This is a genomic window from Mesorhizobium sp. WSM4837 (genome assembly GCF_055811435.1).
The window spans coordinates 1-21,524 of record NZ_JBVVQE010000044.1 but is presented as its reverse complement, the minus strand read 5'-3'; the positions used below and the strand labels follow the sequence as shown (position 1 = coordinate 21,524).

At 62.6% G+C, this 21,524-nt stretch carries 26 protein-coding genes; 14 read left to right on the top strand and 12 right to left on the bottom strand.

Annotation, left to right across the window (positions count from 1 at the left end; genetic code table 11):
• The first annotated feature begins 3 nt into the window (after positions 1–3).
• From AC0L3D_RS23330 to AC0L3D_RS23320, 3 genes are all read left to right on the top strand, one after another.
• Positions 4–1,161, top strand: a complete 1,158-nt coding sequence (locus AC0L3D_RS23330; RefSeq protein ID WP_027155356.1) for an amino acid ABC transporter permease — start codon at positions 4–6, stop codon at positions 1,159–1,161.
• 21 nt (positions 1,162–1,182) lie between these two features.
• Positions 1,183–1,986: an amino acid ABC transporter ATP-binding protein gene (locus AC0L3D_RS23325; RefSeq protein WP_023800620.1), complete on the top strand. Its 804-nt coding sequence runs from the start codon at positions 1,183–1,185 to the stop codon at positions 1,984–1,986.
• Between the two features lie 102 nt (positions 1,987–2,088).
• The gene (locus tag AC0L3D_RS23320) at positions 2,089–2,775 is read left to right on the top strand and encodes a TIGR02117 family protein (RefSeq protein ID WP_473627606.1); all 687 of its coding nucleotides are present in this window, start codon (positions 2,089–2,091) and stop codon (positions 2,773–2,775) included.
• Between the two features lie 237 nt (positions 2,776–3,012).
• Here AC0L3D_RS23320 and AC0L3D_RS23315 read toward each other — a convergent pair whose 3' ends face one another.
• The gene (locus tag AC0L3D_RS23315; RefSeq protein WP_473645926.1) at positions 3,013–4,239 is read right to left on the bottom strand and encodes an FAD-dependent monooxygenase; all 1,227 of its coding nucleotides are present in this window, start codon (positions 4,237–4,239) and stop codon (positions 3,013–3,015) included.
• A gap of 15 nt (positions 4,240–4,254) precedes the next feature.
• Complete coding sequence (locus AC0L3D_RS23310; RefSeq protein WP_091590655.1) at positions 4,255–4,500, bottom strand: zinc-finger domain-containing protein; 246 nt, start codon at positions 4,498–4,500, stop codon at positions 4,255–4,257.
• Positions 4,501–4,819: 319 nt separating this feature from the next.
• On the opposite strand from AC0L3D_RS23310, the gene AC0L3D_RS23305 reads away from it, so the two are divergent.
• Both AC0L3D_RS23305 and ppx read left to right on the top strand, forming a co-directional pair.
• Entirely contained in the window at positions 4,820–7,021 is a 2,202-nt protein-coding gene (locus AC0L3D_RS23305) for an RNA degradosome polyphosphate kinase (RefSeq protein ID WP_287341764.1), read from the top strand.
• A complete protein-coding gene (ppx, locus tag AC0L3D_RS23300; RefSeq protein ID WP_473535508.1) occupies positions 7,021–8,556 on the top strand; it encodes an exopolyphosphatase in 1,536 nt (511 codons plus the stop codon). The genes AC0L3D_RS23305 and ppx overlap by 1 nt, the downstream gene beginning before the upstream one ends.
• Positions 8,557–8,601: 45 nt before the next feature.
• Here ppx and AC0L3D_RS23295 read toward each other — a convergent pair whose 3' ends face one another.
• From AC0L3D_RS23295 to AC0L3D_RS23280, 4 genes are all read right to left on the bottom strand, one after another.
• The gene (locus AC0L3D_RS23295; protein WP_473645924.1) at positions 8,602–9,024 is read right to left on the bottom strand and encodes a DoxX family protein; all 423 of its coding nucleotides are present in this window, start codon (positions 9,022–9,024) and stop codon (positions 8,602–8,604) included.
• Positions 9,025–9,175: 151 nt separating this feature from the next.
• Positions 9,176–9,610 carry a DoxX family protein gene (locus AC0L3D_RS23290; RefSeq protein WP_023800614.1) on the bottom strand — a complete coding sequence of 145 codons (435 nt, stop codon included), beginning with the start codon at positions 9,608–9,610 and terminating at the stop codon, positions 9,176–9,178.
• A gap of 122 nt (positions 9,611–9,732) precedes the next feature.
• Positions 9,733–11,130, bottom strand: a complete 1,398-nt coding sequence (gene fumC / locus AC0L3D_RS23285) for a class II fumarate hydratase (RefSeq protein WP_128169203.1) — start codon at positions 11,128–11,130, stop codon at positions 9,733–9,735.
• A 107-nt stretch (positions 11,131–11,237) separates the two neighbouring features.
• Positions 11,238–12,020 (bottom strand): NIPSNAP family protein, encoded by a 783-nt coding sequence (locus AC0L3D_RS23280; protein ID WP_473627603.1) that lies wholly within the window; start codon positions 12,018–12,020, stop codon positions 11,238–11,240.
• 95 nt (positions 12,021–12,115) lie between these two features.
• On the opposite strand from AC0L3D_RS23280, the gene AC0L3D_RS23275 reads away from it, so the two are divergent.
• Entirely contained in the window at positions 12,116–12,781 is a 666-nt protein-coding gene (locus AC0L3D_RS23275) for a TetR/AcrR family transcriptional regulator (protein WP_473645922.1), read from the top strand.
• A gap of 37 nt (positions 12,782–12,818) precedes the next feature.
• Here AC0L3D_RS23275 and AC0L3D_RS23270 read toward each other — a convergent pair whose 3' ends face one another.
• Entirely contained in the window at positions 12,819–13,406 is a 588-nt protein-coding gene (locus tag AC0L3D_RS23270; protein ID WP_473627599.1) for a hypothetical protein, read from the bottom strand.
• A gap of 119 nt (positions 13,407–13,525) precedes the next feature.
• Here AC0L3D_RS23270 and AC0L3D_RS23265 point away from each other — a divergent pair, with 119 nt between their 5' ends.
• On the top strand, positions 13,526–14,656 hold the full coding sequence (locus tag AC0L3D_RS23265) for a metallophosphoesterase (RefSeq protein WP_473627597.1): 1,131 nt from the start codon (positions 13,526–13,528) through the stop codon (positions 14,654–14,656).
• Positions 14,657–14,725: 69 nt separating this feature from the next.
• Here AC0L3D_RS23265 and AC0L3D_RS23260 read toward each other — a convergent pair whose 3' ends face one another.
• Complete coding sequence (locus AC0L3D_RS23260) at positions 14,726–14,905, bottom strand: CsbD family protein (RefSeq protein WP_091590669.1); 180 nt, start codon at positions 14,903–14,905, stop codon at positions 14,726–14,728.
• Positions 14,906–15,176: 271 nt separating this feature from the next.
• A complete protein-coding gene (locus AC0L3D_RS23255) occupies positions 15,177–15,431 on the bottom strand; it encodes a hypothetical protein (RefSeq protein WP_473627595.1) in 255 nt (84 codons plus the stop codon).
• Between the two features lie 43 nt (positions 15,432–15,474).
• Here AC0L3D_RS23255 and AC0L3D_RS23250 point away from each other — a divergent pair, with 43 nt between their 5' ends.
• The 5 genes from AC0L3D_RS23250 to AC0L3D_RS23230 all read left to right on the top strand — a co-directional run bounded on the left by AC0L3D_RS23250 (position 15,475) and on the right by AC0L3D_RS23230 (position 17,224).
• On the top strand, positions 15,475–15,684 hold the full coding sequence (locus AC0L3D_RS23250) for a cold-shock protein (protein ID WP_010915421.1): 210 nt from the start codon (positions 15,475–15,477) through the stop codon (positions 15,682–15,684).
• Between the two features lie 347 nt (positions 15,685–16,031).
• A complete protein-coding gene (locus tag AC0L3D_RS23245) occupies positions 16,032–16,259 on the top strand; it encodes a hypothetical protein (protein ID WP_128248410.1) in 228 nt (75 codons plus the stop codon).
• Positions 16,259–16,666 (top strand): hypothetical protein, encoded by a 408-nt coding sequence (locus AC0L3D_RS23240; protein WP_027155370.1) that lies wholly within the window; start codon positions 16,259–16,261, stop codon positions 16,664–16,666. The genes AC0L3D_RS23245 and AC0L3D_RS23240 overlap by 1 nt, the downstream gene beginning before the upstream one ends.
• A 1-nt stretch (position 16,667) precedes the next feature.
• Positions 16,668–16,835 (top strand): hypothetical protein, encoded by a 168-nt coding sequence (locus tag AC0L3D_RS23235; protein WP_287120983.1) that lies wholly within the window; start codon positions 16,668–16,670, stop codon positions 16,833–16,835.
• A 5-nt stretch (positions 16,836–16,840) separates the two neighbouring features.
• Positions 16,841–17,224: a YkgJ family cysteine cluster protein gene (locus AC0L3D_RS23230; RefSeq protein WP_473627593.1), complete on the top strand. Its 384-nt coding sequence runs from the start codon at positions 16,841–16,843 to the stop codon at positions 17,222–17,224.
• A 138-nt stretch (positions 17,225–17,362) separates the two neighbouring features.
• Here the strand turns inward: AC0L3D_RS23230 and AC0L3D_RS23225 are convergent, their stop codons facing one another.
• Positions 17,363–18,667 carry a metal-dependent hydrolase family protein gene (locus tag AC0L3D_RS23225; protein ID WP_473627591.1) on the bottom strand — a complete coding sequence of 435 codons (1,305 nt, stop codon included), beginning with the start codon at positions 18,665–18,667 and terminating at the stop codon, positions 17,363–17,365.
• 490 nt (positions 18,668–19,157) lie between these two features.
• On the opposite strand from AC0L3D_RS23225, the gene AC0L3D_RS23220 reads away from it, so the two are divergent.
• Entirely contained in the window at positions 19,158–19,769 is a 612-nt protein-coding gene (locus tag AC0L3D_RS23220) for a LysE family translocator (RefSeq protein WP_473627590.1), read from the top strand.
• A 12-nt stretch (positions 19,770–19,781) separates the two neighbouring features.
• Here AC0L3D_RS23220 and AC0L3D_RS23215 read toward each other — a convergent pair whose 3' ends face one another.
• Positions 19,782–20,168: a nuclear transport factor 2 family protein gene (locus AC0L3D_RS23215; RefSeq protein ID WP_287064456.1), complete on the bottom strand. Its 387-nt coding sequence runs from the start codon at positions 20,166–20,168 to the stop codon at positions 19,782–19,784.
• Positions 20,169–20,185: 17 nt separating this feature from the next.
• Complete coding sequence (locus AC0L3D_RS23210; RefSeq protein ID WP_473645920.1) at positions 20,186–20,635, bottom strand: OsmC family protein; 450 nt, start codon at positions 20,633–20,635, stop codon at positions 20,186–20,188.
• 115 nt (positions 20,636–20,750) lie between these two features.
• Between AC0L3D_RS23210 and AC0L3D_RS23205 the strand changes: the two genes are divergently transcribed.
• Positions 20,751–21,362, top strand: coding sequence for a TetR/AcrR family transcriptional regulator (locus tag AC0L3D_RS23205; protein ID WP_027155376.1), 612 nt, complete (start codon positions 20,751–20,753; stop codon positions 21,360–21,362).
• Positions 21,363–21,524: the final 162 nt, after the last annotated feature.

Below are 21,524 nucleotides of genomic sequence, written 5' to 3'. Positions count from 1 at the left end.
GACATGCAGGAGCACGATCTTTCCTTCGTCCGCGTCGAAATGGCGCTGGCACAGTCGGCGCCTGCAAGCGAGCGCGGCCTGGGCGCCTGGATACGCAAGAACCTGATTGCGTCGACCGGTGACACGATCCTGACCATCATCGGCATCGTGCTGGTCGCGATGATCCTGCCGCAACTGATCAGCTGGGCCTTCATCAACGCCCAATGGACCGGCGCGGACCGTACCTTTTGCGCCACGGCGGCACAGGGCGGCGTCCAGCCGGACGGCTGGTCCGGCGCCTGTTGGGCCTTCGTCAACGCCAAGTTCGGCCAGTTCATGTTCGGCCGCTATCCGATCGATGAGCGCTGGCGGCCGATCCTGGTCGCCATCCTGTTCGTGGCGCTTCTGGTGCCGCTGCTCATCCCGAAGGTGCCGCGCAAGGGGCTGAACGCCATCTTGTTCTTCGGGGCGCTGCCGATCTTTGCCTTCATCCTGCTGGTTGGTGGCGTGTTCGGCCTGCCGCATGTCGAAACCCCGCTATGGGGAGGGCTGCTGGTGACGCTCACCTTGTCCTTCGTCGGTATTGCCGTGTCGCTGCCGCTCGGCATCGTGCTGGCGCTCGGCCGGCGCTCGAAGATGCCGATCGTCAAGATGCTGTGCGTCATCTTCATCGAGACGGTGCGCGGCATCCCGCTGATCACCGTGCTGTTCATGGCCAGCGTCATGCTGCCGCTGTTCCTGCCGGCCGGCGTCAGCTTCGACAAGTTCCTGCGCGCGCTGATCGGTGTTTCGCTGTTTGCCGCTGCCTATATGGCCGAAGTGGTGCGGGGCGGCCTGCAGGCGATCCCCAAGGGCCAGTATGAGGGTGCGGATTCGCTCGGCCTCGGTTACTGGCAGAAAATGGGCCTGATCGTGCTGCCGCAGGCGCTGAAGCTGGTCATTCCCGGCATCGTCAATACCTTCATTGGCATGTTCAAGGACACCAGCCTGGTTTCGATCATCTCGATGTTCGACCTGCTTGGCGTCGTCAAACAGAATTTTAACGACCCCAACTGGGCAACGCCGCAAACGGCCAGGTCCGGCCTGGTGTTTGCTGCCTTTGTCTTCTGGCTGTTCTGTTTCGGCATGTCGCGCTATTCGATGTTCACGGAACGCCGGCTCGACACCGGCCACAAGCGCTAAGAACAAAAAAGGGAACCTTCCATGACAATAGAAAATGCAGTCAGCGCGGAAGAGATCAAGGTCAATGCCGCCAAGATGCAGGTTTCCACCACCGATGTCGCCATCGACATCATCGCCATGCACAAATGGTACGGCGAATTCCATGTGCTGAAGGACATCAACCTGAAGGTGATGCGCGGCGAGCGCATCGTCATTTGCGGCCCTTCGGGCTCGGGCAAATCGACGATGATCCGCTGCATCAACCGGCTGGAAGAGCACCAGAAGGGCAAGATCATCGTCGACGGCAAGGAATTGACCAACGATCTCAAGAAGATCGACGAGGTGCGCCGCGAGGTCGGCATGGTGTTCCAGCACTTCAACCTGTTCCCGCATTTGACCATCCTGGAAAACTGCACGCTGGCGCCGATCTGGGTGCGCAAGACGCCGAAGAAGCAGGCCGAGGAAATCGCCATGCACTTCCTCACGCGTGTCAAGATTCCGGAACAGGCCAACAAATATCCCGGTCAGCTTTCCGGCGGCCAGCAGCAGCGCGTCGCCATCGCCCGCTCGTTGTGCATGAATCCGCGAATCATGCTGTTCGACGAGCCGACCTCGGCGCTCGATCCCGAAATGATCAAGGAAGTGCTGGAGACGATGGTTGGCCTCGCCGAAGAGGGCATGACCATGCTCTGCGTCACCCACGAGATGGGCTTTGCACGCAAGGTCGCCAACCGGGTGATCTTCATGGACCAGGGCCAGATCGTCGAGCAGAACACGCCAGCCGAGTTCTTCGACAATCCGCGCCACGAGCGCACAAAACTGTTCCTGTCGCAAATCCTGCACTGATTGCTCTCACGCGAATCAAAAGAGCCCGGCCGAAACCCTGCCGGGCTCTTTTGCGTCTGAGCCGTCAGCAGGCGATTGCGCCCCGATTGCGAGCCGTCCCTCATGAAAAAGCCGTCCCTCGTGAAAAAGCTTGGGCGTTTTCTCGCCATTCTGGTGGTGGCAATCGTGCTTGCCGTGGTTCTGGGCACATTCATTCCACGGCCGCTCTTGCCGGCGGCCGCCGCCGATCCCGCCGCCACCAGGCACGTCCTGGTGCGGAAAAATCCGATCCACACAGATATCGCCATCCCGGACGATGACGACGTGCGCAAGCGCTTCCATTTCCTGGTCGGTGGCGGCATTCCGGCCGACATGGCTGGGGTCCGCTACATCGTCTTCGGCTGGGGAGGCCGCGCCTTCTATCTGGAGACGCCGACCTGGTCGGAACTGAAGGCGGCGCCGGTGATGAAGGCGCTGACATTGGACGCATCGGTGATGCATGTCGATGTCGCCGGCAACATTGTCGAGCCGCACCCCGACGTCGCCGGCTTCGACATCAGCGAGCAGCGTTTTGCAGCGCTGCTCGACTTCATCGCGGCGAGTTTCCAGCAAGGGCCGAACGGTCCGATCCTGATCGAGAATGCCGCTTATTCCAAGTTCGACCGCTTCTACGAAGCCAACGGCCATTTCAATGCGCTGGTTGGCTGCAACACCTGGACAGCGGCGGCTCTGCGTATCGCCGGCCTGCGGACAGGCTGGTGGAATCCGCTGCCGGCCTCACTCGACCTGTCGATGCGGATTTATAATTGATGCTCCGGGTAATCAGCGCCTCATCCCGGCGCGCCCTCTCTGTCCTGCCGGACATCTCCCCCACAAGGAGGCCCAAGGAGGGAGATATTCTGTTTCGGCGCCGCGCTTCATCCTGCAACGTTGGAGATTGGCAAAAGCCGAGGTGACGGCCGATCTCCCCCCAAGTGGGGAGATGCCAAGTTTTTGGCAAAGAGGGCAGGACAGAAGGGGGCGCTGTCCCGCCAACCGGTCGAGCTTTCATTGCCGATCGCCATCCGGCGGCCGCCAGCCATAGAGCCAGTCGAGATCGGCCGCGAGCTTTTCCGGCGAGCGCCACTTCAGGAACAGGTTGCGCGCGACGGCCACCGGCCCCGCTGCATGCCAGGCGAGCCGGTTGACGGCACCGCGGCGGGCGACCTTGGCGACACGCGGCCGCCGCATCTTCTCCCAGGCGGCAAGCGCGCCCCAAGGATCGGCGGGTGAGGCGGCGACAAAGCCGGCAAGGGTTGCGGCATCCTCGATCGCCATCGCCGCCCCCTGCGCCGCGAACGGCGTCATCGCATGCGCCGCATCGCCGATCAGCGCGATGCCGGCGGGCGTCGTCCATGGCTGTGCCTGGTCTACCGTATGGATCGGCCACGCAGCCCACGGGCCGGCATCCTCGGCAAGCCGGGCCAGTGCTGCCGCCGTGCCACGCATGGCGCCGAGGAGGATATTGGGGTCGGCGTGGCCCGACCAGCGCTCGGCGATGATCTCGCCCCTGGTGAAGGCAGCCAGGTTGAACGCCGTGCCGTTGCTGACCGGATAGGCGACGAGGTGGAAGCCGGGATGCAGGAAGGTGGTCACGCAATTGGCGGCGCCGACCGCCGCAAGGGCTTCTCCTGCGACACTGTCTGCACTGATCGTAGCGCGCCAGGCAAGCTCGCCCGAAAACCGGCTTTTGGCCGCAAACCCGCCAAAAGCCCGGATCGCCGACCAGACGCCGTCGGCGCCGATCAGCAGAAAGCCGCCGGCTTCGACTGTCTTGCCGGCAATCTCGACTGTTGCCGTGGCATGGCGCGGTCCTATGGCGATGCCGCCGACGCGCGCGCCGGTGACGAGACTGATGTCCGGCCGTTCGGCAAGGCGCGCCATCAGTGCATCTTGCAGGTCAGCCCGATGAGCGACGAGATAAGGCGCCTGCCAGCGCCTTTCGGCCGCTTCGCCAAGCGGCACCCGCGCCAGCTCACGTAGCGTGGCGGCGTCCTTGAGCACGACCGCCTCCGGCCGCACCGCCGCCGGCAACAGCCGGTCGAGCACGCCGAGCTGGCGAAGGATGCGCGTCGCGTTGGGTGAGAGCTGGATGCCGGCACCGGCCGCTTCGAGGCGCGGCGCCTGTTCGAACAGCCGCACCAGATAGCCGCGCTCGGAAAACGCCAGTGCCGCGGTCAGTCCGGCGACGCCGGCTCCGGCGATAACGACCTGCCGGGACCGGTTGTCGTCCATCGGATGGTGTGCGCGTCAGGCGGCCTGGTGGATATAGAGGCATCCGGCAGGCTGCGTTTCCGTCGCCTTCAGCTTTGGCGAATAGCGATAAAGCGTCGAGCAATAGGGGCAGACCTTTTCATTGTCGTCGCCCATGTCGAGAAACACATGCGGATGGTCGAAAGGCGGGTTGGCGCCGGTGCACATGAATTCCTTGACGCCGATGTCGATCGCCGCATAACCCGCATCGTTCTGGAAATGGGGAATGGAACCGCCTGCCATCGTCGTCTCCTATATTTGCTGCATGACCCCGGATCATGTGCAAAATCAAAATTCCACCGCGTCCTTTGCGCGTCCAAAGGACGCGCCGCGCTGTACCTGGATTGCATCTGGATCATAAGCAGTCTCTTTGCAAGATCGATGAAATCAAACTGTCGTAAAAGCCTGTCACAGGATAAGCTAAGCCGATTAAGGCATGGCCCCGAAAACCGAATTCGGTTTTGCTGGGGATCATGCGTAGCTTAAGTGGCGGGAGCGTCCTTTTGCGCGTCCGCAACGACGCGCGACGCTGTGGCCAGCGGGTGCGAAACGAGCAGGAACCATGAACGAACTAAAGCCGGTGCAGAGCGAATTCACCACTGTCGAGGTGGCGAGCCCAGAGGGCGGCAATCCGGACCGCTTCGTCAACCGCGAGTTTTCCTGGCTGCAATTCAACCGCCGCGTCCTCGAAGAATCGCTGAACGCCAACCATCCGCTGCTCGAGCGGGTGCGCTTCCTGTCGATTTCGGCCGCCAATCTCGACGAGTTCTTCATGGTCCGTGTCGCCGGTCTCGCCGGCCAGGTTCGCGAAGGCATCACGCTGAAGAGCGCGGACGGCCGCACCCCTGAACAACAGCTGGAACAATTGCTGCGCGAGGTCGAGCGCCTGCAGGAGGACCAGCAGAACAGCCTATCCGCTCTGATGCTGCTGCTCGACAAGGAAGGCATCGAGAGCATCAGCCGCGATGGGCTGACCAAGGACGAGAAGACCTGGCTCGAGGATCATTTCCAGGAGCAGGTGTTTCCGGTGCTCACACCGCTGTCGATCGACCCGGCGCATCCGTTCCCGTTCATTCCCAATCTCGGCTTCTCGATGGCGCTGCAACTGCGCCACCGCAGGAATGGCGAGGAGATGAGCGCGCTGTTGCGTCTGCCGGTGGCGCTGAAGCGCTTCATCCGCTTGCCTGACCGCAAGCATCATGTCCGCTTCATTCCGCTGGAAGAAGCGGTCGGCCTCTATATCGGCAAGCTGTTCCCCGGCTACGAGGTCAAGGGCTCCGGTACGTTCCGCATCATCCGCGACAGTGACATCGAGGTCGAGGAGGAGTCCGAGGATCTTGTGCGCCTGTTCGAGACGGCGCTGAAACGGCGTCGTCGCGGCTCGGTCATCCGCATCGAATTCGACAAGCTGATGCCGGCCGAACTGCGCGAGTTCGTCGCCGGCGAGCTTGGCGTCTCGTCGAGCCGGATCAGCGTGCTCACCGGTCCGCTGGCGCTCAGCCAGATTTCCGAGATCGTCGCCATCGCCCGCGACGATCTCAAATTCAAGCCTTACAATCCGCGCTTTCCCGAACGCATCCGCGAGCACGGCGGCGACTGTTTCGCCGCCATCCGCGAGAAGGACATCATCGTTCATCACCCCTACGAATCCTTCGACGTGGTGGTGCAGTTCCTGCGCCAGGCGATGGCCGATCCGGAAGTGGTGGCGATCAAGCAGACGCTCTATCGCACCTCGAACGACAGCCCGATCGTGCGCGCTTTGGTCGACGCGGCGGAGGCCGGCAAGTCGGTGACCGCGCTGGTCGAGCTCAAGGCGCGTTTCGACGAGGAAGCCAACATCCGCTGGGCGCGCGACCTCGAGCGCGCCGGCGTTCAGGTCGTGTTCGGCTTCCTCGAACTGAAGACCCACGCGAAAATGTCGCTGGTGGTGCGGCGCGAGGACGGCAAGCTGCGCAATTATGTGCATCTCGGCACCGGCAACTACCATCCGGTCACCGCGCGCATCTACACCGACTTGTCCTTCTTCACCACCGCTCCGACAATCGCCCGCGATGTCGCCCAGCTGTTCAATTTTATCACCGGCTACGCCGAGCCGACCGAGGAGATGCGGCTGGCCACCTCGCCGTTCACGCTGCGCAAGCGCATCCTCAAGCACATTTCGGACGAGATTGGCCATGCGCTGGAGGGCAGGCCGGCCCGCATCTGGATGAAGATGAATTCGCTGGTCGACCCGATCATCATCGACGCGCTCTATGACGCCAGCCGCGCCGGCGTCGAGATCGATCTCGTCGTGCGCGGCATCTGCTGCCTGAGGCCCCAAGTGCCGGGCCTGTCGGAAAACATAAGGGTCAAGTCGATCGTCGGCCGCTTCCTCGAACACAGCCGAATCTATTGTTTCGGCAACGGCCATGGACTGCCGTCGGACGGGGCGATCGTCTACATCTCATCGGCCGATTTGATGCCGCGCAATCTCGACCGCCGCGTCGAAACCATGGTGCCGATCACCAATCCAACGGTGCATGAACAAGTCCTCGGCCAGATCATGCTGGGCAACATCATGGACAACCAGCAAAGTTTCGACGTATTGGCTGACGGAACCTCCCGGCGCGCCACGCTCGAGGAGGGCGAGGAACCGTTCAACGCGCAGGAATATTTCATGACCAATCCGAGCCTCTCCGGACGCGGCGATGCGCTGAAATCGCATGCGCCCAAGCGCATCGCGCAGTTCAAGCGCCGCAAGAAAAACGCCGCAGCGACCGGCTGATGATTTCAACGTCCCAGGGCCGGCTTCAGGACCGCCGACCGCTGTCCATCATCGACATCGGGTCGAACTCGATCCGGCTTGTCGTCTATGAGGGGCTGGCGCGCTCGCCGACCACACTGTTCAACGAAAAGATGCTGGCCGGCCTCGGTCGCGGCATCGTCTCGACCGGAAAGCTCGATCCCGAGGCGGTGACCCGTTCGATGGAGGAGTTTCGGCGTTTCCGCGCGCTGTCCGAGCAGGCCGGCGCCGAGCATATGTACGTGCTGGCGACCGCCGCCGCCCGCGAGGCGGTCAACGGCCCCGATTTCATCCACCGCGCCGAAGATGTGCTCAAGACCGAGGTCCAGGTGCTGAGCGGGCGCCAAGAAGCCCACTATTCAGCGCTTGGCGTCATTTCCGGCTTCCACCCGGCCAACGGCATCGCCGGCGACCTCGGCGGCGGCAGCCTTGAACTGGTCGACGTCGATGGCGAGGCAATCGGCGACGGCATCACGCTGCCGCTGGGCGGCCTGCGCCTGCAGGACATGGCCAAGAACTCACTGGCCCAAGCGGCAAAGATAGCGCGCGACGAACTCGCGAAGGCAAAGCTGCTGAAAGGCGGGCAGGGCAGGCCGTTCTATGCCGTCGGCGGCACCTGGCGAAACCTCGCTCGGCTGTACATGGAAATGACCAGCTATCCGCTGAGCGTCATGCACCATTACGAGATCGGCATCGACAGCGCTGCGAACTTCCTCAAGCAAGTCGCCAAGGGCGAGATCGAGAAGATAAGGGGTATCGAAGGCGTCTCGAAGAACCGCCGCTCGCTGCTGCCTTATGGCGCCATCGTGCTGCAGGAGATCATGGCGGCGATGCAGCCGTCCAGGATCATCGTCTCGGCACTTGGCGTGCGCGAGGGCTTTCTCTATTCGCTGCTCGATAAAGCCGAGCAGAAGGCGGATCCGCTGATCTCGGCCTCGGAAGAACTCGCCCGGCTGCGTTCGCGCTCGGTCACCCACGCGCATGAGCTTGTCGAGTGGACGGGCAAGACCTTCGCCGCCTTCGGCATCGAAGAGACGGTCGACGAGGCGCGCTACCGCCAGGCCGCCTGCCTGCTTGCCGACATCGGCTGGCGCGCGCATCCCGAATACCGGGGCAAGCAATCGCTCAACATCATTGCCCACGCCTCCTTCATCGGTGTCGACCATCCCGGCCGCGCCTTCCTGGCGCTGGCCAACGCCTACCGTCATGAGGGCATCTTCAACGAATCGATTGCGCCGGAAATCAAGGCGCTGGCGACGCCGCGCTATATCGAGCGCGCCCGTGTGCTGGCCGCGGTGATGCGCGTCGTCTACCTGCTGACGGCGGCAATGCCTGGGGTCATGCCGCGGCTGAAATGGGAGAGGCGCGGCAATGGCGTGCTGGCGCTGGTGCTGCCGGCGTCGCTGGCCGATCTTTACGGCGAGCGGCCGGCCGGACGACTGGCGCAACTGGCGAGGGTCACCAATCGCCGGCTGGTGCTGGCGGTCGAGGGCGGCCCCACTATGCCAGCCAAGTAATCTGGGTCAGTCAAGTATTCGGCTCAATCAGGCAGCTTGTGTCGGTCAAGTCGTTTCAGCGCCGATCCGAAGCATCCGCCCGTCGATCGAGTAGGCGCCGGCGCCTGCCATTGCCAGCGCCAGAAAACCGCCCGATAGCGCGATGTCCTTCATCAGCATCTGCGAATGCATGAAGGTCAGCGTCGGATCGTCGCCGCCCTGGCCATAGTGGCCGATGAAGCCTGCCGCGATGCAGAAAGCGGCAAGCAGGAGCGCCACGATCGGCGTCTTGAGGCCGACGAGGATGAGCTGTCCGGCGATCATTTCGAACAGGCCCGTCGCCCAGGCTGCGAGTGTCGGCAGCGGCAGGCCAAGGCCGGAAAAATACCCCGATGTGCCGGCAATGTCGGTAAGCGCGTGAAAGCCGGACGGAACGAATAGAGCGGCGAGCAGCAGCCGCGAAAGCAGAAGCAGCGCATTGCGGGGCATTGGTCACCTCCGACGTCGGCGGCGGTTGGCTTCACCCCGACACCTCATCCTAGCAGAAAGTCCGGCCGGCTGATCGACGGGCATAAACCGACAACGAAAAAGGGACGCGGAAAATTCCGCGCCCCTTGCTGCAAGTGGTTCCTGGACTGCTTCAGCCGCGCTTGGCGTCGACCGAATAGGCGCCGGCGCCCGAGGAAGCCAGTACGAGGAAGCCGCCGGCAATCGCCAGGTTCTTCATGAAGCTGATCATCTGCATCTGATCGGCCCAGCCGGTGTGGGCGACCAATCCCGTGGCGACGGTGAAGATTGCCAGCACCCAGGCGGTGATCCGGGTCTGAAAGCCAATGAGGATGGCGAGGCCGCCGAGCAGCTCGAGCAGACCGACGACAATCGCCGTCACGGTCGGCATCGGCAGACCCATGCTGCCGAAGTAACCGGCGGTGCCGGCGATCGCAGTGAGCTTGCCGAAACCGGAAAGCACGAAGATGACCGAAAGCAGGATACGGCCGAGCAGGATGGTGCCTGAGGCGTTGGAAGCGGCGTTGGAAACGGTGCCGGAACCGGCAACGGACGTGTTGGTGGACATGATGGGCTCTCTCCGGGAGGGGTTGTGGTGCCCATCCACATAGAGCAGGGCGACTGTTCACCAAAGATGCAGATTTGGTTACAGATTGTTCACCGCAGTAAAGTTTTGCGATCAGCGCAAGATCATCCCGGATGCGTCATCTCCTCCGGCCGAACCAGGCGGTCGTAGTCGGCTTCGCTGACCAGCCCGGTGGCAAGCGCTTCCTCACGCAAGGTTGTGCCGTTCTTGTGAGCGGTCTTGGCGATCTTGGCGGCGTTGTCGTAGCCGATGGTCGGCGCCAGTGCTGTCACCAGCATCAGCGAACGGTCGAGGGCGGCCTTGATATTGTCTTCCCGCGCCTCGATGCCGACGACGCAATTGTCGGTGAACGAGATGGAGGCGTCGGCGAGCAGTTGCACCGACTGCAGGAAATTGTAGGCCATCAGCGGGTTGTAGACGTTGAGTTCGAAATGGCCCTGGCTGCCGGCGAAGGTCACGGCCGCATTGTTGCCGAACACCTGGATGCAGACCTGGGTCATCGCCTCGCACTGGGTGGGATTGACCTTGCCCGGCATGATCGACGAACCCGGCTCGTTTTCCGGCAGCGACAGTTCACCAAGGCCGGAGCGCGGGCCGGAGCCGAGCAGACGAATGTCGTTGGCAATCTTGAACAGGGCGCCGGCGCAGGCGTTGATGGCGCCATGCGAGAACACCATGGAATCATGCGCCGCCAGCGCCTCGAACTTGTTTGGCGCGGTGATGAAGGCGATGCCGGTGATCGCGGCGATGCGATCCGCCACTCTCTCGGCAAAGCCGACCGGCGCGTTGAGGCCGGTGCCGACGGCCGTGCCGCCTTGCGCCAATTCCTGCAGGCCGGGCAGCGTCATCTCGATGCGTTTGATCGAGGAGGCGACCTGCGCGGCATAGCCTGAGAATTCCTGGCCAAGGGTGAGGGGCGTCGCGTCCTGCGTGTGGGTGCGGCCGATCTTGACGATGTGGGCGAATGCTTTGGTCTTGGCCTCCAGCGCGGCGTGCAAATGCCCGAGCGCCGGCAACAAATCGTGCACGATGCGCTCGGCGCAGGCGATGTGCATGGCCGTCGGATAGGTATCGTTCGACGACTGGCTCATATTGACGTGGTCGTTGGGATGCACCGGTTTCTTCGACCCCATGACACCGCCCAGCAGTTCGATCGCCCGGTTGGAGATCACCTCGTTGGCGTTCATGTTGGATTGCGTGCCCGAGCCGGTCTGCCAGACGACCAGCGGGAAATGATCGTTCAGCTTGCCGTCGATGACTTCCTGAGAGGCTTCGATGATCGCGTTGCCGATGGCCGGGTCGAGCCGCTTCAGCTCCATATTTGTTTCGGCCGCCGCCTGCTTGACGATGCCGAGCGCGCGAACGATCGACGCCGGCTGCTTTTCCCAGCCGATTTTGAAATTGCCCAGCGAACGCTGCGCCTGCGCGCCCCAGTAACGATCGGCGGCGACCTCGATGGGGCCGAACGTGTCGGTTTCGGTTCTGGTCTCTGGCGCGCTCACATGTCTCTCCGGTCTGTCGAACCCGGCACCGGCGTATCGCGTTGCACAAATGGCTTCAAGCGGAGATTGCGGGCGACAAGGATGCAAATCGGTTGAAGGAGCGCCTCTCACCGCCCAAGCAGCGACTGTGAGGTTGGAGATAGGCGCAAGGTCTCGGTCGATCTAGCCAGACATGACTGGGCATCCCGCTCGAATGCCTGCCACTCCGGGGAACTGGCAAGGACTGCCTCGTGGCGGGCATGGGCGTCCGCGCTGTCGAAGGCGGCGACGCTGATGAAGACATTTTCGCCTGATCGTACCGGCAGGCGGGGAAAGCAGTTTTCGGCATGTTCGGAGACAAACGCAGCAAGTGGCCGCGCGCCATGTGCCGCCAACACGGCAATCGCGTCGGTTTTGAAGCGGCTGGCGAAGTCGGCTTCGGCGCCGTGCCGCAGATGATGAATCTTGATGACAACAATATCCGACAAGCGATTGTCTCCGCTTGGTTTTTCGTAACCATCCAAGGCTGCTCGTTGCGATCCCGACAGATCGAAGCCGGCGCCGGGCCATGCCGGTTTCAGCAACAGCACGTCGTCGGAGGAGATCATCGTGGCGTTGGCGGCGTCGCGCCAGGCGGCCCAGACGGGCCCCTCATAGAACGCGGTCAGTGCATTTTTCCGCGCTTCCATACCCTCGAAGCCGCGCAGCCAGATGAACATGTCAGGCCGGTCGAGATCGTGAAACTGACCGAGGATGGTCATGTCAGCCGCTTCCTGACCCTCGACGAGGTGACCGTCGAAGATGCCGATCAGCGTGTCGCGCCGGCCAGGTTTCATCGTGTATTGCCTGAGCTCGACGACCGGCGAGGCGTTGAGGCCGGATTTGGACCGGGCATTCAGGGGCAGGCTCATCGCGCAATCTCCAAAACAGGGCGTTCATCCTGTTTTATAAACAGACCGGTTGTCCTGTTTTGTCAATCTGCTATCGTTGAAAAATGTCAGCAGAGATGACCGCTCGCCCAAAGGCGCAGCCCGGCAAACGCACCAACGACCCGGAAGGCCTGCGCAAACGCGTGCTCGATGTCGCCGAAGCCTCGTTTCAGGCGCGCGGCTACTATGCCTCCAGCCTCGGCGACCTGATGGCCGCGGCAGGCGTCACCGGCGGCGCGCTGCATCATCACTTCCCGACCAAGAAGGCGCTGGCGCTGGCGGTGATCGAGGAGCGGGTCGCCGCGGCCGTCGAAGCAACATGGATCGCGCCGGTGCAGGCGGCAGGCTCGACGCGCGAGGGCGTGCGCAGCGTGTTCGAGGCAGTGGCCGCGGAACTGGAGCAACAGGGTTTCGTGCGCGGCTGCCCGCTCAACAACCTGGCGCATGAATTGTCGCTTGCCGATCCGGATTTCCGCACCGCCCTTGCCGGCATTTTTTCGGCGTGGCGCCAGGCGATCGCCGACAAGGTCAGGGCCGACCAGCAAGCGGGCAGGGAGCAGCACACCGATCCGCAGCGCTTCGCGGCACTCGCGGTCGCCTCCTATTCCGGCGCCATGTCGATGGCCAAGACAATGCAGGATTCTGCTGTGCTGCGCGATTGCCTGAACGCGCTGGAGCAGGGAGTTTCCTCAGCAAGAGCGAAGCGACGTCGCAGGGTGCTGCGGCAGTACAAAGCCTTTTGATGCCGGAGCGCCAGTCGGCTCTCTGCCCTGCCGGGACTTAATTCGGCAGCGGTTTGATGGTCTCATAGCCAACCACGCTTTCGGCGTTGGTGCCCTCGTCATAGCGCCTGGCCAGAACCGCCTGCAGGTCGGGAGCGTAGAGCGCGGTGAATTCATCCTGGGTCTTGCCGGCCTCGTTCTTGATCGTCTGCCTGACCGCCAGCACGTTGTATTTGCAGTCGCCCAGGCTGAACGTCTCCTTGCCTTTTACGTTGATCTCGAGCGTCTCGGTGTCCTTCGGCTGTTTGTTTGAAGCGAGGCGGACGAAAACGGTCGTGCTTTTCGCCCCGGCCTTGAGCGGAAACAGCTTTCTGAGATCCGAAAACGGGATCATCGCAAGCTGACCGGTCTCGCTGTCGCGAAACACCTCGATCAGACCGCCGAACAGAAACTGCGTCTGCGGCGATTGGGATTGGTATTCGTTGGCGACCGACACCATTCCACCCGCCGCCGGTCGAAACTCGCTGTGGATGCCGGGCCTTTCGAGAATGAATCCGGCCTTGGCGGCTTTGGCGTCGATGCACTCGGCACCATGAGCGGCGCTCGCCAGGATGGTAAGTGCCGTTGCGATGGATATAGTCTTCATAGCGTTTGCCCGCGCAAGTTGAGTCCTGACCTGAAGCAATGCCAGACCTGCGGCAGCGTGTCGACATACCGTTCGCGGCAACTGGACGAAGAGGCGCCGGCTGTGCTGAATTTCACGCCATGAATCGCATCTCGGCAGGATCACTCTCCCGGCGCCGCTTCCTGGCCAAGGCGGCTGGGTTTGCTGCGGCCGGTGCGCTGGCGCGACCGGCGCTCGGACAGACCGGGCAGCGCATTGCGCCTGTCGACGCCACCTTCCTGTTCGTCGCCGATGTCCATGCCTGCCGCATGGCCAGCGGGCTGAGCCCCAATTGCCAGCAGGAAGGCAAGACCGACGCCGCCTTGCTGCGCAGTGTCGCCGCGTTGAACGCCATTGGCGAGAAGCACTGGCCGGCCGAAATCAACGGCATCGCCACCGGCCTGCGCTCAGCCGGCAGCCGCATAGGCACGCCGCTCGGCCTCGTCGTCGGCGGCGACATGACCGATGACGGCGGCGGCCAGGTCATCCAGCCCAGCGAAGGCACGCAGCTGCTCCAGTTCAGCCAGCGTTACCAGCAGGGCGTCGGCCCCGATCGCGTGCATGTGCCGGTCTATGTCGGCCTCGGCAACCACGATCTCGACCAGAACGGCCCGCCAAACCACGTCGACTGGTACCGCCGCGAAATGCGCGACTATGTCGAGGTCAACCATCGCGCCGGCGTGTTCTTCAAGCCGCCGGTGCCGGTGACCAGTTACGATGTCGACACCGACTGCTACTCGTGGGACTGGGGCGGCCTGCATCTCGTCCAGACGCACCGTTTCGCCGGCGACACCGGCCATGGCGCCGTCTCCGGCCTGCCATGGCTGAAGCAGGATCTGGCGACCTATGCAGCGGACGGCCGCCCCGTCATCCTGTTCCAGCACTATGGTTGGGATGTTTTCTCGATCGAACGGTGGGATGCCGCCAAAGGAACCTTCGACGATGAAGGCGCTGGTGCGCCGCACTGGTGGAGCGAGGCGGACCGGCAGGCGCTGCTGGCGGCGCTGAAGGGCTACAACGTCATCGGCATCTTCCATGGCCACCAGCACGAGACAGCGATGATCTACCGCGGCGATGGGCTCGACCTGTTCAAGCCGAAGGCCGCTTATATGGGCGGCTTCGCGCTGGCGCGGGTGAGCGGCGACAGCATGGACGTGGCGCTTGGCGAAGCCGTTGGCGACCATGGCGAGATCGCCTTCACCAACGTTTTCTCAAAGAGCCTGAATTTCTAACGGCAACTGAAGCAGACAGCGGACCGCTAAACCGCTTTCCTCATCGCTATCGAAACAGCAGCGCAGGGGTCAGATCACCTTCCTGAACTTGTCCTTGATATCGCCATAGGCCTTCTGCATTTTGCCGGCGATCTTGTCGGCCACGCCTTCAGCCTGGACGCGCCTGTTGCCGGTGGCCTTGCCGGCGGCTTTCTTCACTGAGCCCTTGAGCTGCTTGGCTAGGCCCGCAATCTGACTCTTGTTCACCATGGCCGCATCTCCCGGAATCAATCTGCTATTTGGGGAACGGGTGGCTGGGTTTTCGGTTCCGGAGCCCTGCCTCGTCGGTCAATCAACAGGCCACGGCCTTTGGCCCTGACCGCCATGGCGATTGCTACTCGGCATAAAAGAACGCCCCTCGCGCGTTTTATTGCACGGGAGGCGTCCTTTGTGTCAGCCTTTCCTGAGATTGCTCTCATGAACTGCTGGCGATATTTAAAATGCACGGATGCCAAGATGGTTCCCGGCATGGCGCGATTTTTTACATTTTTAACAGCTGGCGCTGGGCCCGGTTTTCGGCGTCACATCCGCCGTCGAATTGCCTGCGCAGCCAGCGTGCCGCCATCGGCCCGCCGACGACGAAAGCAGACGGCGAAAGCAAAAAATTGACACGGCGCCAAAAGAAGTCTAAAAGCAATTCGTCGATATTTGTTTGACCGACTTTTGTTATCCGCGTGTCCAGGCGCGCCTTTGACGAACTTCCCCCATCAAAATCGAGACAAACGCTGTTGTGCATTCGCATGACGGTGAACGAATATTTGCCACGGAAAGGGTTCGTTATGAGCACAGGCACAGTTAAATGGTTCAATGCCACCAAGGGTTTCGGTTTTATTCAGCCTGACGACGGCTCGGCTGACGTTTTTGTCCACATCTCGGCCGTAGAGCGCGCCGGAATGCGCGACATCGTCGAGGGCCAGAAGCTCGGCTACGAGATGGTCCGCGACAACAAGTCGGGCAAGATGTCCGCCGATCAGTTGAAGGCGGCCTAAAACGGAATTCAGCCTCGCCGGTGACCACGGATGTACTGGCACCGGTGAACGGCTAATTCCAGCGCATGGCCCCGGAAACACCGGTTTCCGGAAAGGATCATGCGCAGAATGAGCAAGTGCACGCGCGTTCAACCGGACGCGCGGCGCTCCGGCGGAGGTCAGGCAATGCCTGGCCTTTTGCGTTTCGGGCGCCGCAAAAGTTCGAAAAGAGCACCGCGCGTTCGCTTGAACGTGCTAAGGATGCTCCAGCAATTTGAAATCGACTGCCGTATTGCTTTGTGCGTGGTCCTGGTCGAAAGACCGGTCTCGCCATTTTCGGCATTACGCTCCGAACCGGGAGAAAGACCTTGACCGCCACTTCGAAGAAATCCCGCGACCACGCCGAATCCATCTTCAGCAAGACCCAGACCCAGTCCATGTCGCTCAACCGCATTATTTCCGAGCAGGATGCTGTCAGCCAGGCCCGGGAAGCCAAGACCGCGCGGCTGCGCGAACTGCGCCTGGAGAAAGAAGCCGACGAACTGGCTGCAGCCGCCGCGCTCGCTGCCGCGCCGAAGCGCGTGGGCAAACGCTGATGGCCACCAAGCGCGTCCCGCAAGAGGCGATCGCCGCCGATTCGACCATCGCCGATGTCGTGGGAGCCCTCGACAAGCCGGTCGAGTATGTCCGGCGCGTTCTCGAAAAGCTCGAGCGCTGCAAGCGCGCCCATGGCGATGCCCAGGTCAGGCTCGGCGTGCGTGGCCGCTCCGAATGCCCGAACTATCTGATCGAGTATGTCCGCGAAAATGCCAAGACCCATGAGCGCGTCACCCATCAGGATGCCGCCTATAGCGGCAGCACGCATCGCGAACTGGCACCCCGGCACATCGAGGAGGCCAGGAACTGGTCGCCCGAGGAAATGAACATCACGGCGGTCTCGGCGCTGATCGGCCGGCTTCGCAACCCGAATGCGCCATCATCGCGTTTCTCCGACGAGGATTGATATGGCCATAAAATTTTCCGCCAAGGATCAGCCGGCAGCAGCCGCTGCCACCGCAAAGCTGGCCAAGCCGGCCGCCGCGCCGAAAGCCGATGTTGCCGCCGAGGCAGCGACCGACCTGTTCAAGTCCCCGGCGGACGTGGCGTCGCGCAAGACCAGGAAGAAAAAATAGCGCCCTTGCCGCGAAGCGCCGACCTGAATCCCGTTGCCTCAGGGCTGCTCGCCCCGGCGAGCGCCGGGGACTTTTCGTCACTGGAGGAGCGCGCCGCCCCTCTCTTCGACTGCCAGAGCTGTGGCGCCTGCTGTTCCTATTCGGCCGAATGGCCGCGCTTCTCGACCGAAGATGACGCGCAGCTCGACCGGATCCCGCAGAAATACGTGGCTGCCGACGAAGCCGGCATGCGCTGCGACGGCGTGCGCTGTTCGGCACTTTCCGGCGAGGTCGGCAAGTCGACAATTTGCGGCATCTACGACGTCAGACCGGACGTCTGCCGCGCCTGCATGCCCGGTGGCGGCGATTGCCTGATGGCGCGCAAGGCACATGGTCTGCCGGCGCTGTGATAACGGGCCTCGATAGGTCTCAGTTTGAATTTCCACCTCGGGTGGGAAGCCGCGCCATTCCTGGTCGCTCGGCTGTGGAATTCCAGCGCTCTGCGGCCAGGCCATCGGATGCGTCGAGTAGAGACGGGCGGCTCAGTCTCACTGAGTCAGCGTGTTTTTGTAGATCAGGCCGTCCTTCATGATGATTTTGAAGTTGTTGGCAGGATCGGCCACCAGGTCGAGGTTCTCCAGCGGATTGCCTTCGACGAGCAGGAGGTCGGCGAGCGCGCCCTCTTCGATCACGCCGAGCTTTCCCGGATAGGGATTGCGAAGGCCCGACAGCGCGAGCAGCTCGGCATTGGTCCCGGTCGCCATGACGAGCGCTTCGGCAGGCGTGTACCAACGCGCAAGCGACGCCAGGATTGCTCCCTGCTGCTTCGCCAGCGCGCGGGAGAACAGGACATCGGTGCCCCATGCCGTCTTGATCTTGTATTTCTTCGCGAGTTCGTAGGTCCTGCCGATGCCCGGCCACACCTCATCGGCCTTGGCTCGCTCGACCGAACCCTCTCGGAGGCCTGTCCTCATCAATTCGGGAAGCGGCTGCAAGCTCAGCCAAACGTCCTTTTCGGCGATCAGCTTGGCGGTTGCCTCGTCCATGAGGAAGCCGTGTTCGATGCACTTGACGCCAGCCGCGACAGCCTTCCGGATCGCATCCGAGGTGAAGGCGTGCGCGGCGACGTAGGTGCCCCAATTCTCGGCAATTTCAACGGCGGCCCGCAGTTCGGGCTCGGTGAAGGTGGTGACGTCGAGCGGGCTGTGGGGCGACGACACTCCACCGCCCGCTGTCAGCTTCAGCAGCGCGGCCCCCTGCATGAATTGCTCGCGGGCACGCAAACGCACCTCGTCGGGGCTGTCCACGACTATGCTGCCGCCGTTCCTCTCCATGGGGGTGAACAAGCCGCCGATCGTCCGGGGCAAGTCGCTGAGCTGGCGGAAATCACCATGCCCGCTGGTCACGGTGATCATGGCTCCGGACGGATAGATGCGCGGTCCCGCGACGATGCCTTGATCTATCGCGCGCTTGAGGCCGAACACCGGCCCGCCCACGTCGCGAACGGTGGTGAAGCCGCGCATCAGCGTATCCGTCGCCTCGTCGCCGGCCGCAAGATTGGCGAAGCCGATGTCGCCCATCGCCTCTGCCGGGGTGGATGCAATCAGCATTGCGTGCCAATGCGCATCGATCAGCCCCGGCATCAGCGTTCGCCCGTTGCCGGCGATGCGCTGCGCGCCCTCGGCCGCGATGGGACTTGTCGAAATCCGCGCGATCAGGTTGCCCTGCACCAGCACACTCGACGGTGCCGAAAGTGCGGCGCCCTTCCCGTCGAAGATACGGACGTTTTCGAAAAGCACGTCATCGGCGCTCGCGCTGGCGCAAAGTCCAAGCAGGAGAGCCGCCGCAAGCATTTGTCTGCCAGAGCGAAGCATCGTGAAAACCGGGCGCGCAACAAAGAACAACACAGCAGCGCAGGACAGGGCATGCGCCACAACCTTGCCTTTCGTCAGCTCCTGCGATCCAAAGGATTGGTGACACATGACGATTATCCGCTTCAGGAGAGGTGGCCACGGCGCAAGGACAAGTTTGTAGCTTGCACGGCATCGGGTCAAGAAGTGTTCCGGACTGGCACCGGACCGGCCTCGTTCGCAGTGAAGGTGGTGTCCAAAGTCAGGCCAATGCGATGACGGCAGGGCCAGCAGTGCAAGGTTTGCCTTAGGAAACGAGCAGACGATTCTGACGAAACGTCGCCTACGGGAGTTGGTTTAAAATCCCGCCGAGGGATTCCGCCTTGGGTCGTGATCCGAAATTCGAAATGAGGCACTAACGGTCCTCGGGCTGGCTTGTGCCCGCGCGTTTCGCTGGCTACCTTGCCGGCGGCAGGTCATCGGAGGACGCATCGTGAGCATCGAATTCTTGTTGACGTCGCTGATCGTCGTGGCTTCGCCCGGCACCGGCGTTCTCTACACGCTGAGCGCCGGGCTTTCGCGTGGCGCGCGCGCCAGCATCATCGCGGCTTTTGGTTGCACGCTCGGCATCATTCCGCACATGGCGGCCGCCATCACCGGCCTGGCGGCGCTGCTGCACACCAGCGCGCTCGCCTTCGAGACGCTGAAATATCTGGGCGTCGCCTACCTGCTCTACATGGCATGGAACACGCTGAAGGAGAGCGGCAGCTTGAACGTCGGGCAGGATGTCGCGCCGCGCTCGGCCGGCAAGGTGATCACCTCGGGCATCCTCATGAACATCCTCAACCCGAAGCTGTCGATCTTCTTCTTCGCCTTCCTGCCGCAGTTCGTCAGCACCACCGAACCGCATGCGCTGTCGAAGATGCTGGAGCTCAGCACCGTCTTCATGCTTTTGACCTTCGTCGTCTTTGTCGGCTACGGCATTTTCGCCGCCTCGATCCGCAGCCATGTCGTGTCGCGGCCGATAGTGCTGACCTGGATGCGCCGCACCTTCGCCGGCGCCTTCGTCATGCTCGGCGCAAAACTGGCGCTGACCGAGCGGTAGCGCCTGTTGGCGCTATCCCTTTACATATCCCATCGCTTCGACGATCAGCCCGTCCGCAACGCGCATCAGATTGACGCCACGGATGGAGTTGCCTTCGGCGGGCCAGTAGCGCCAGCGGATTGTCGCCCGCTCACCGGCGACGAACGTTTCTTCAACGTCGAAGCGGGTGCCGGGTTCGCTGGCGATCGCCGACCACAGCCGCACGCATGCCTCACGGCCGGCATGGCGGGCGCCATCCGGCGCCGGCACGGTGTTTTCGATGACGCAGTCTTCGGCCACCAGCTCGGCGAGTGCCGACGGATCATGAAGTTGGAACACATCGTTGAAGCGCCGCATGATCTCGGCCGTCTGTCTGGATTGGTCGTCGGGATGGACGACAATGATGCTATCCCGTTTCATCTCGGTACCTCCTGATTTCATTTTTCCGCAGCGGCGGCCGTGACGAGGTCGGCCTTGAGCCTGATATCCGCCACGCCCGCCAAAGCCCGGGAGACGAGGCATGTTGCTTTCGCCGATTGGGCAAGGCGCTGGAATTCCTCGGGCGCCAGGCCCGGGATTTCGGCTTCCGTTTCGAGGTCGATGCGGGTGAGCGTCGGTCCGGCCGTGCTCGTGAAGAGATGCACCTTGGCGACGGTGTGAATCCCTACGGGGACATGGCCGCCGCTGCCCAGTATGGCGCTCAACGCCATTGAAAAGCAGCCGGCATGTGCCGCCGCAATCAATTCCTCGGGATTGGTGCCGGGACCGTTTTCGAAGCGCGACGGGAAGGAATAGGCGCCTTCGAAGACGCCGCTGCCGAGCCGCAGACGGCCCGAGCCTTCTTTCAACGAACCCTGCCATTGGGCCTCTGCTTCACGGATGGTCATTTTGTCGTTCTCCCCTTCGATGAAACGCCGAATATATAGACTGATCTACATACTATATAGACCGATTGTCATATTCGGCGCAAGCCTATAAAGCTCACTCCTGACAGAGGTTGACATGGCGAACGACACCCGCATCCGCATGATCGAGGCGACGGCGCTGCTGCTGAGGCAGCGCGGCTATCACGGCACCTCGCTCAACGACATCTTGAGCGCCTCCGGTGCGCCAAGAGGATCGCTGTACTTTCATTTTCCGGGCGGCAAGGACCAATTGGTCATCGAGGTGACGCGCGACAGCGTGGACAAGGTGTCTCGATGGCTTGCCGAAGAGCTGACCGCCGAAAAGGATCCGGCGGTGGCCGTCCACCACATCTACCAGTCGGTCGCACGCATGCTGGAGGACAACCAGTTCACGCTTGGCTGTCCGATCGCACCCGTGGTGCTGGACTCGCCGGCCGACGTGCCGGAGTTGGCCGAACTGTGCCGGTCGGCTTTCGAGCAATGGGTAGGCCTGCTGCAGGGGGCCTTCGTCAGGGCAGGGGTGCCCGAGCGCCGCGCCCGCGCCCTGGCGCTGCTTGTCGAATCATCGCTGGAAGGGCTGATGGTGATCGCGCGCGCCAGCCGCGACCGCGCCCCGGTGCTGGCGGTGGCCGATGAAGTCGCTGCGCTGATTGAAGGTGCCTTGCCTGCCAAAGGGGAACTGACACGGCGCATTGACGCCGCCGTCTGAACCGGGCAGCCCGCTAAATAAAGCAAACAAAAAGGGCGCCTTTCGGCGCCCTTTCCGTGAATGCGAGGCAATGTTGGATTAGAAATCCATGCCGCCACTCAAGCCCGCTTGCGGGCTTGAGCAACTTAGATTCATGGGCGTGCTTATGGACTTCTTAGAAGT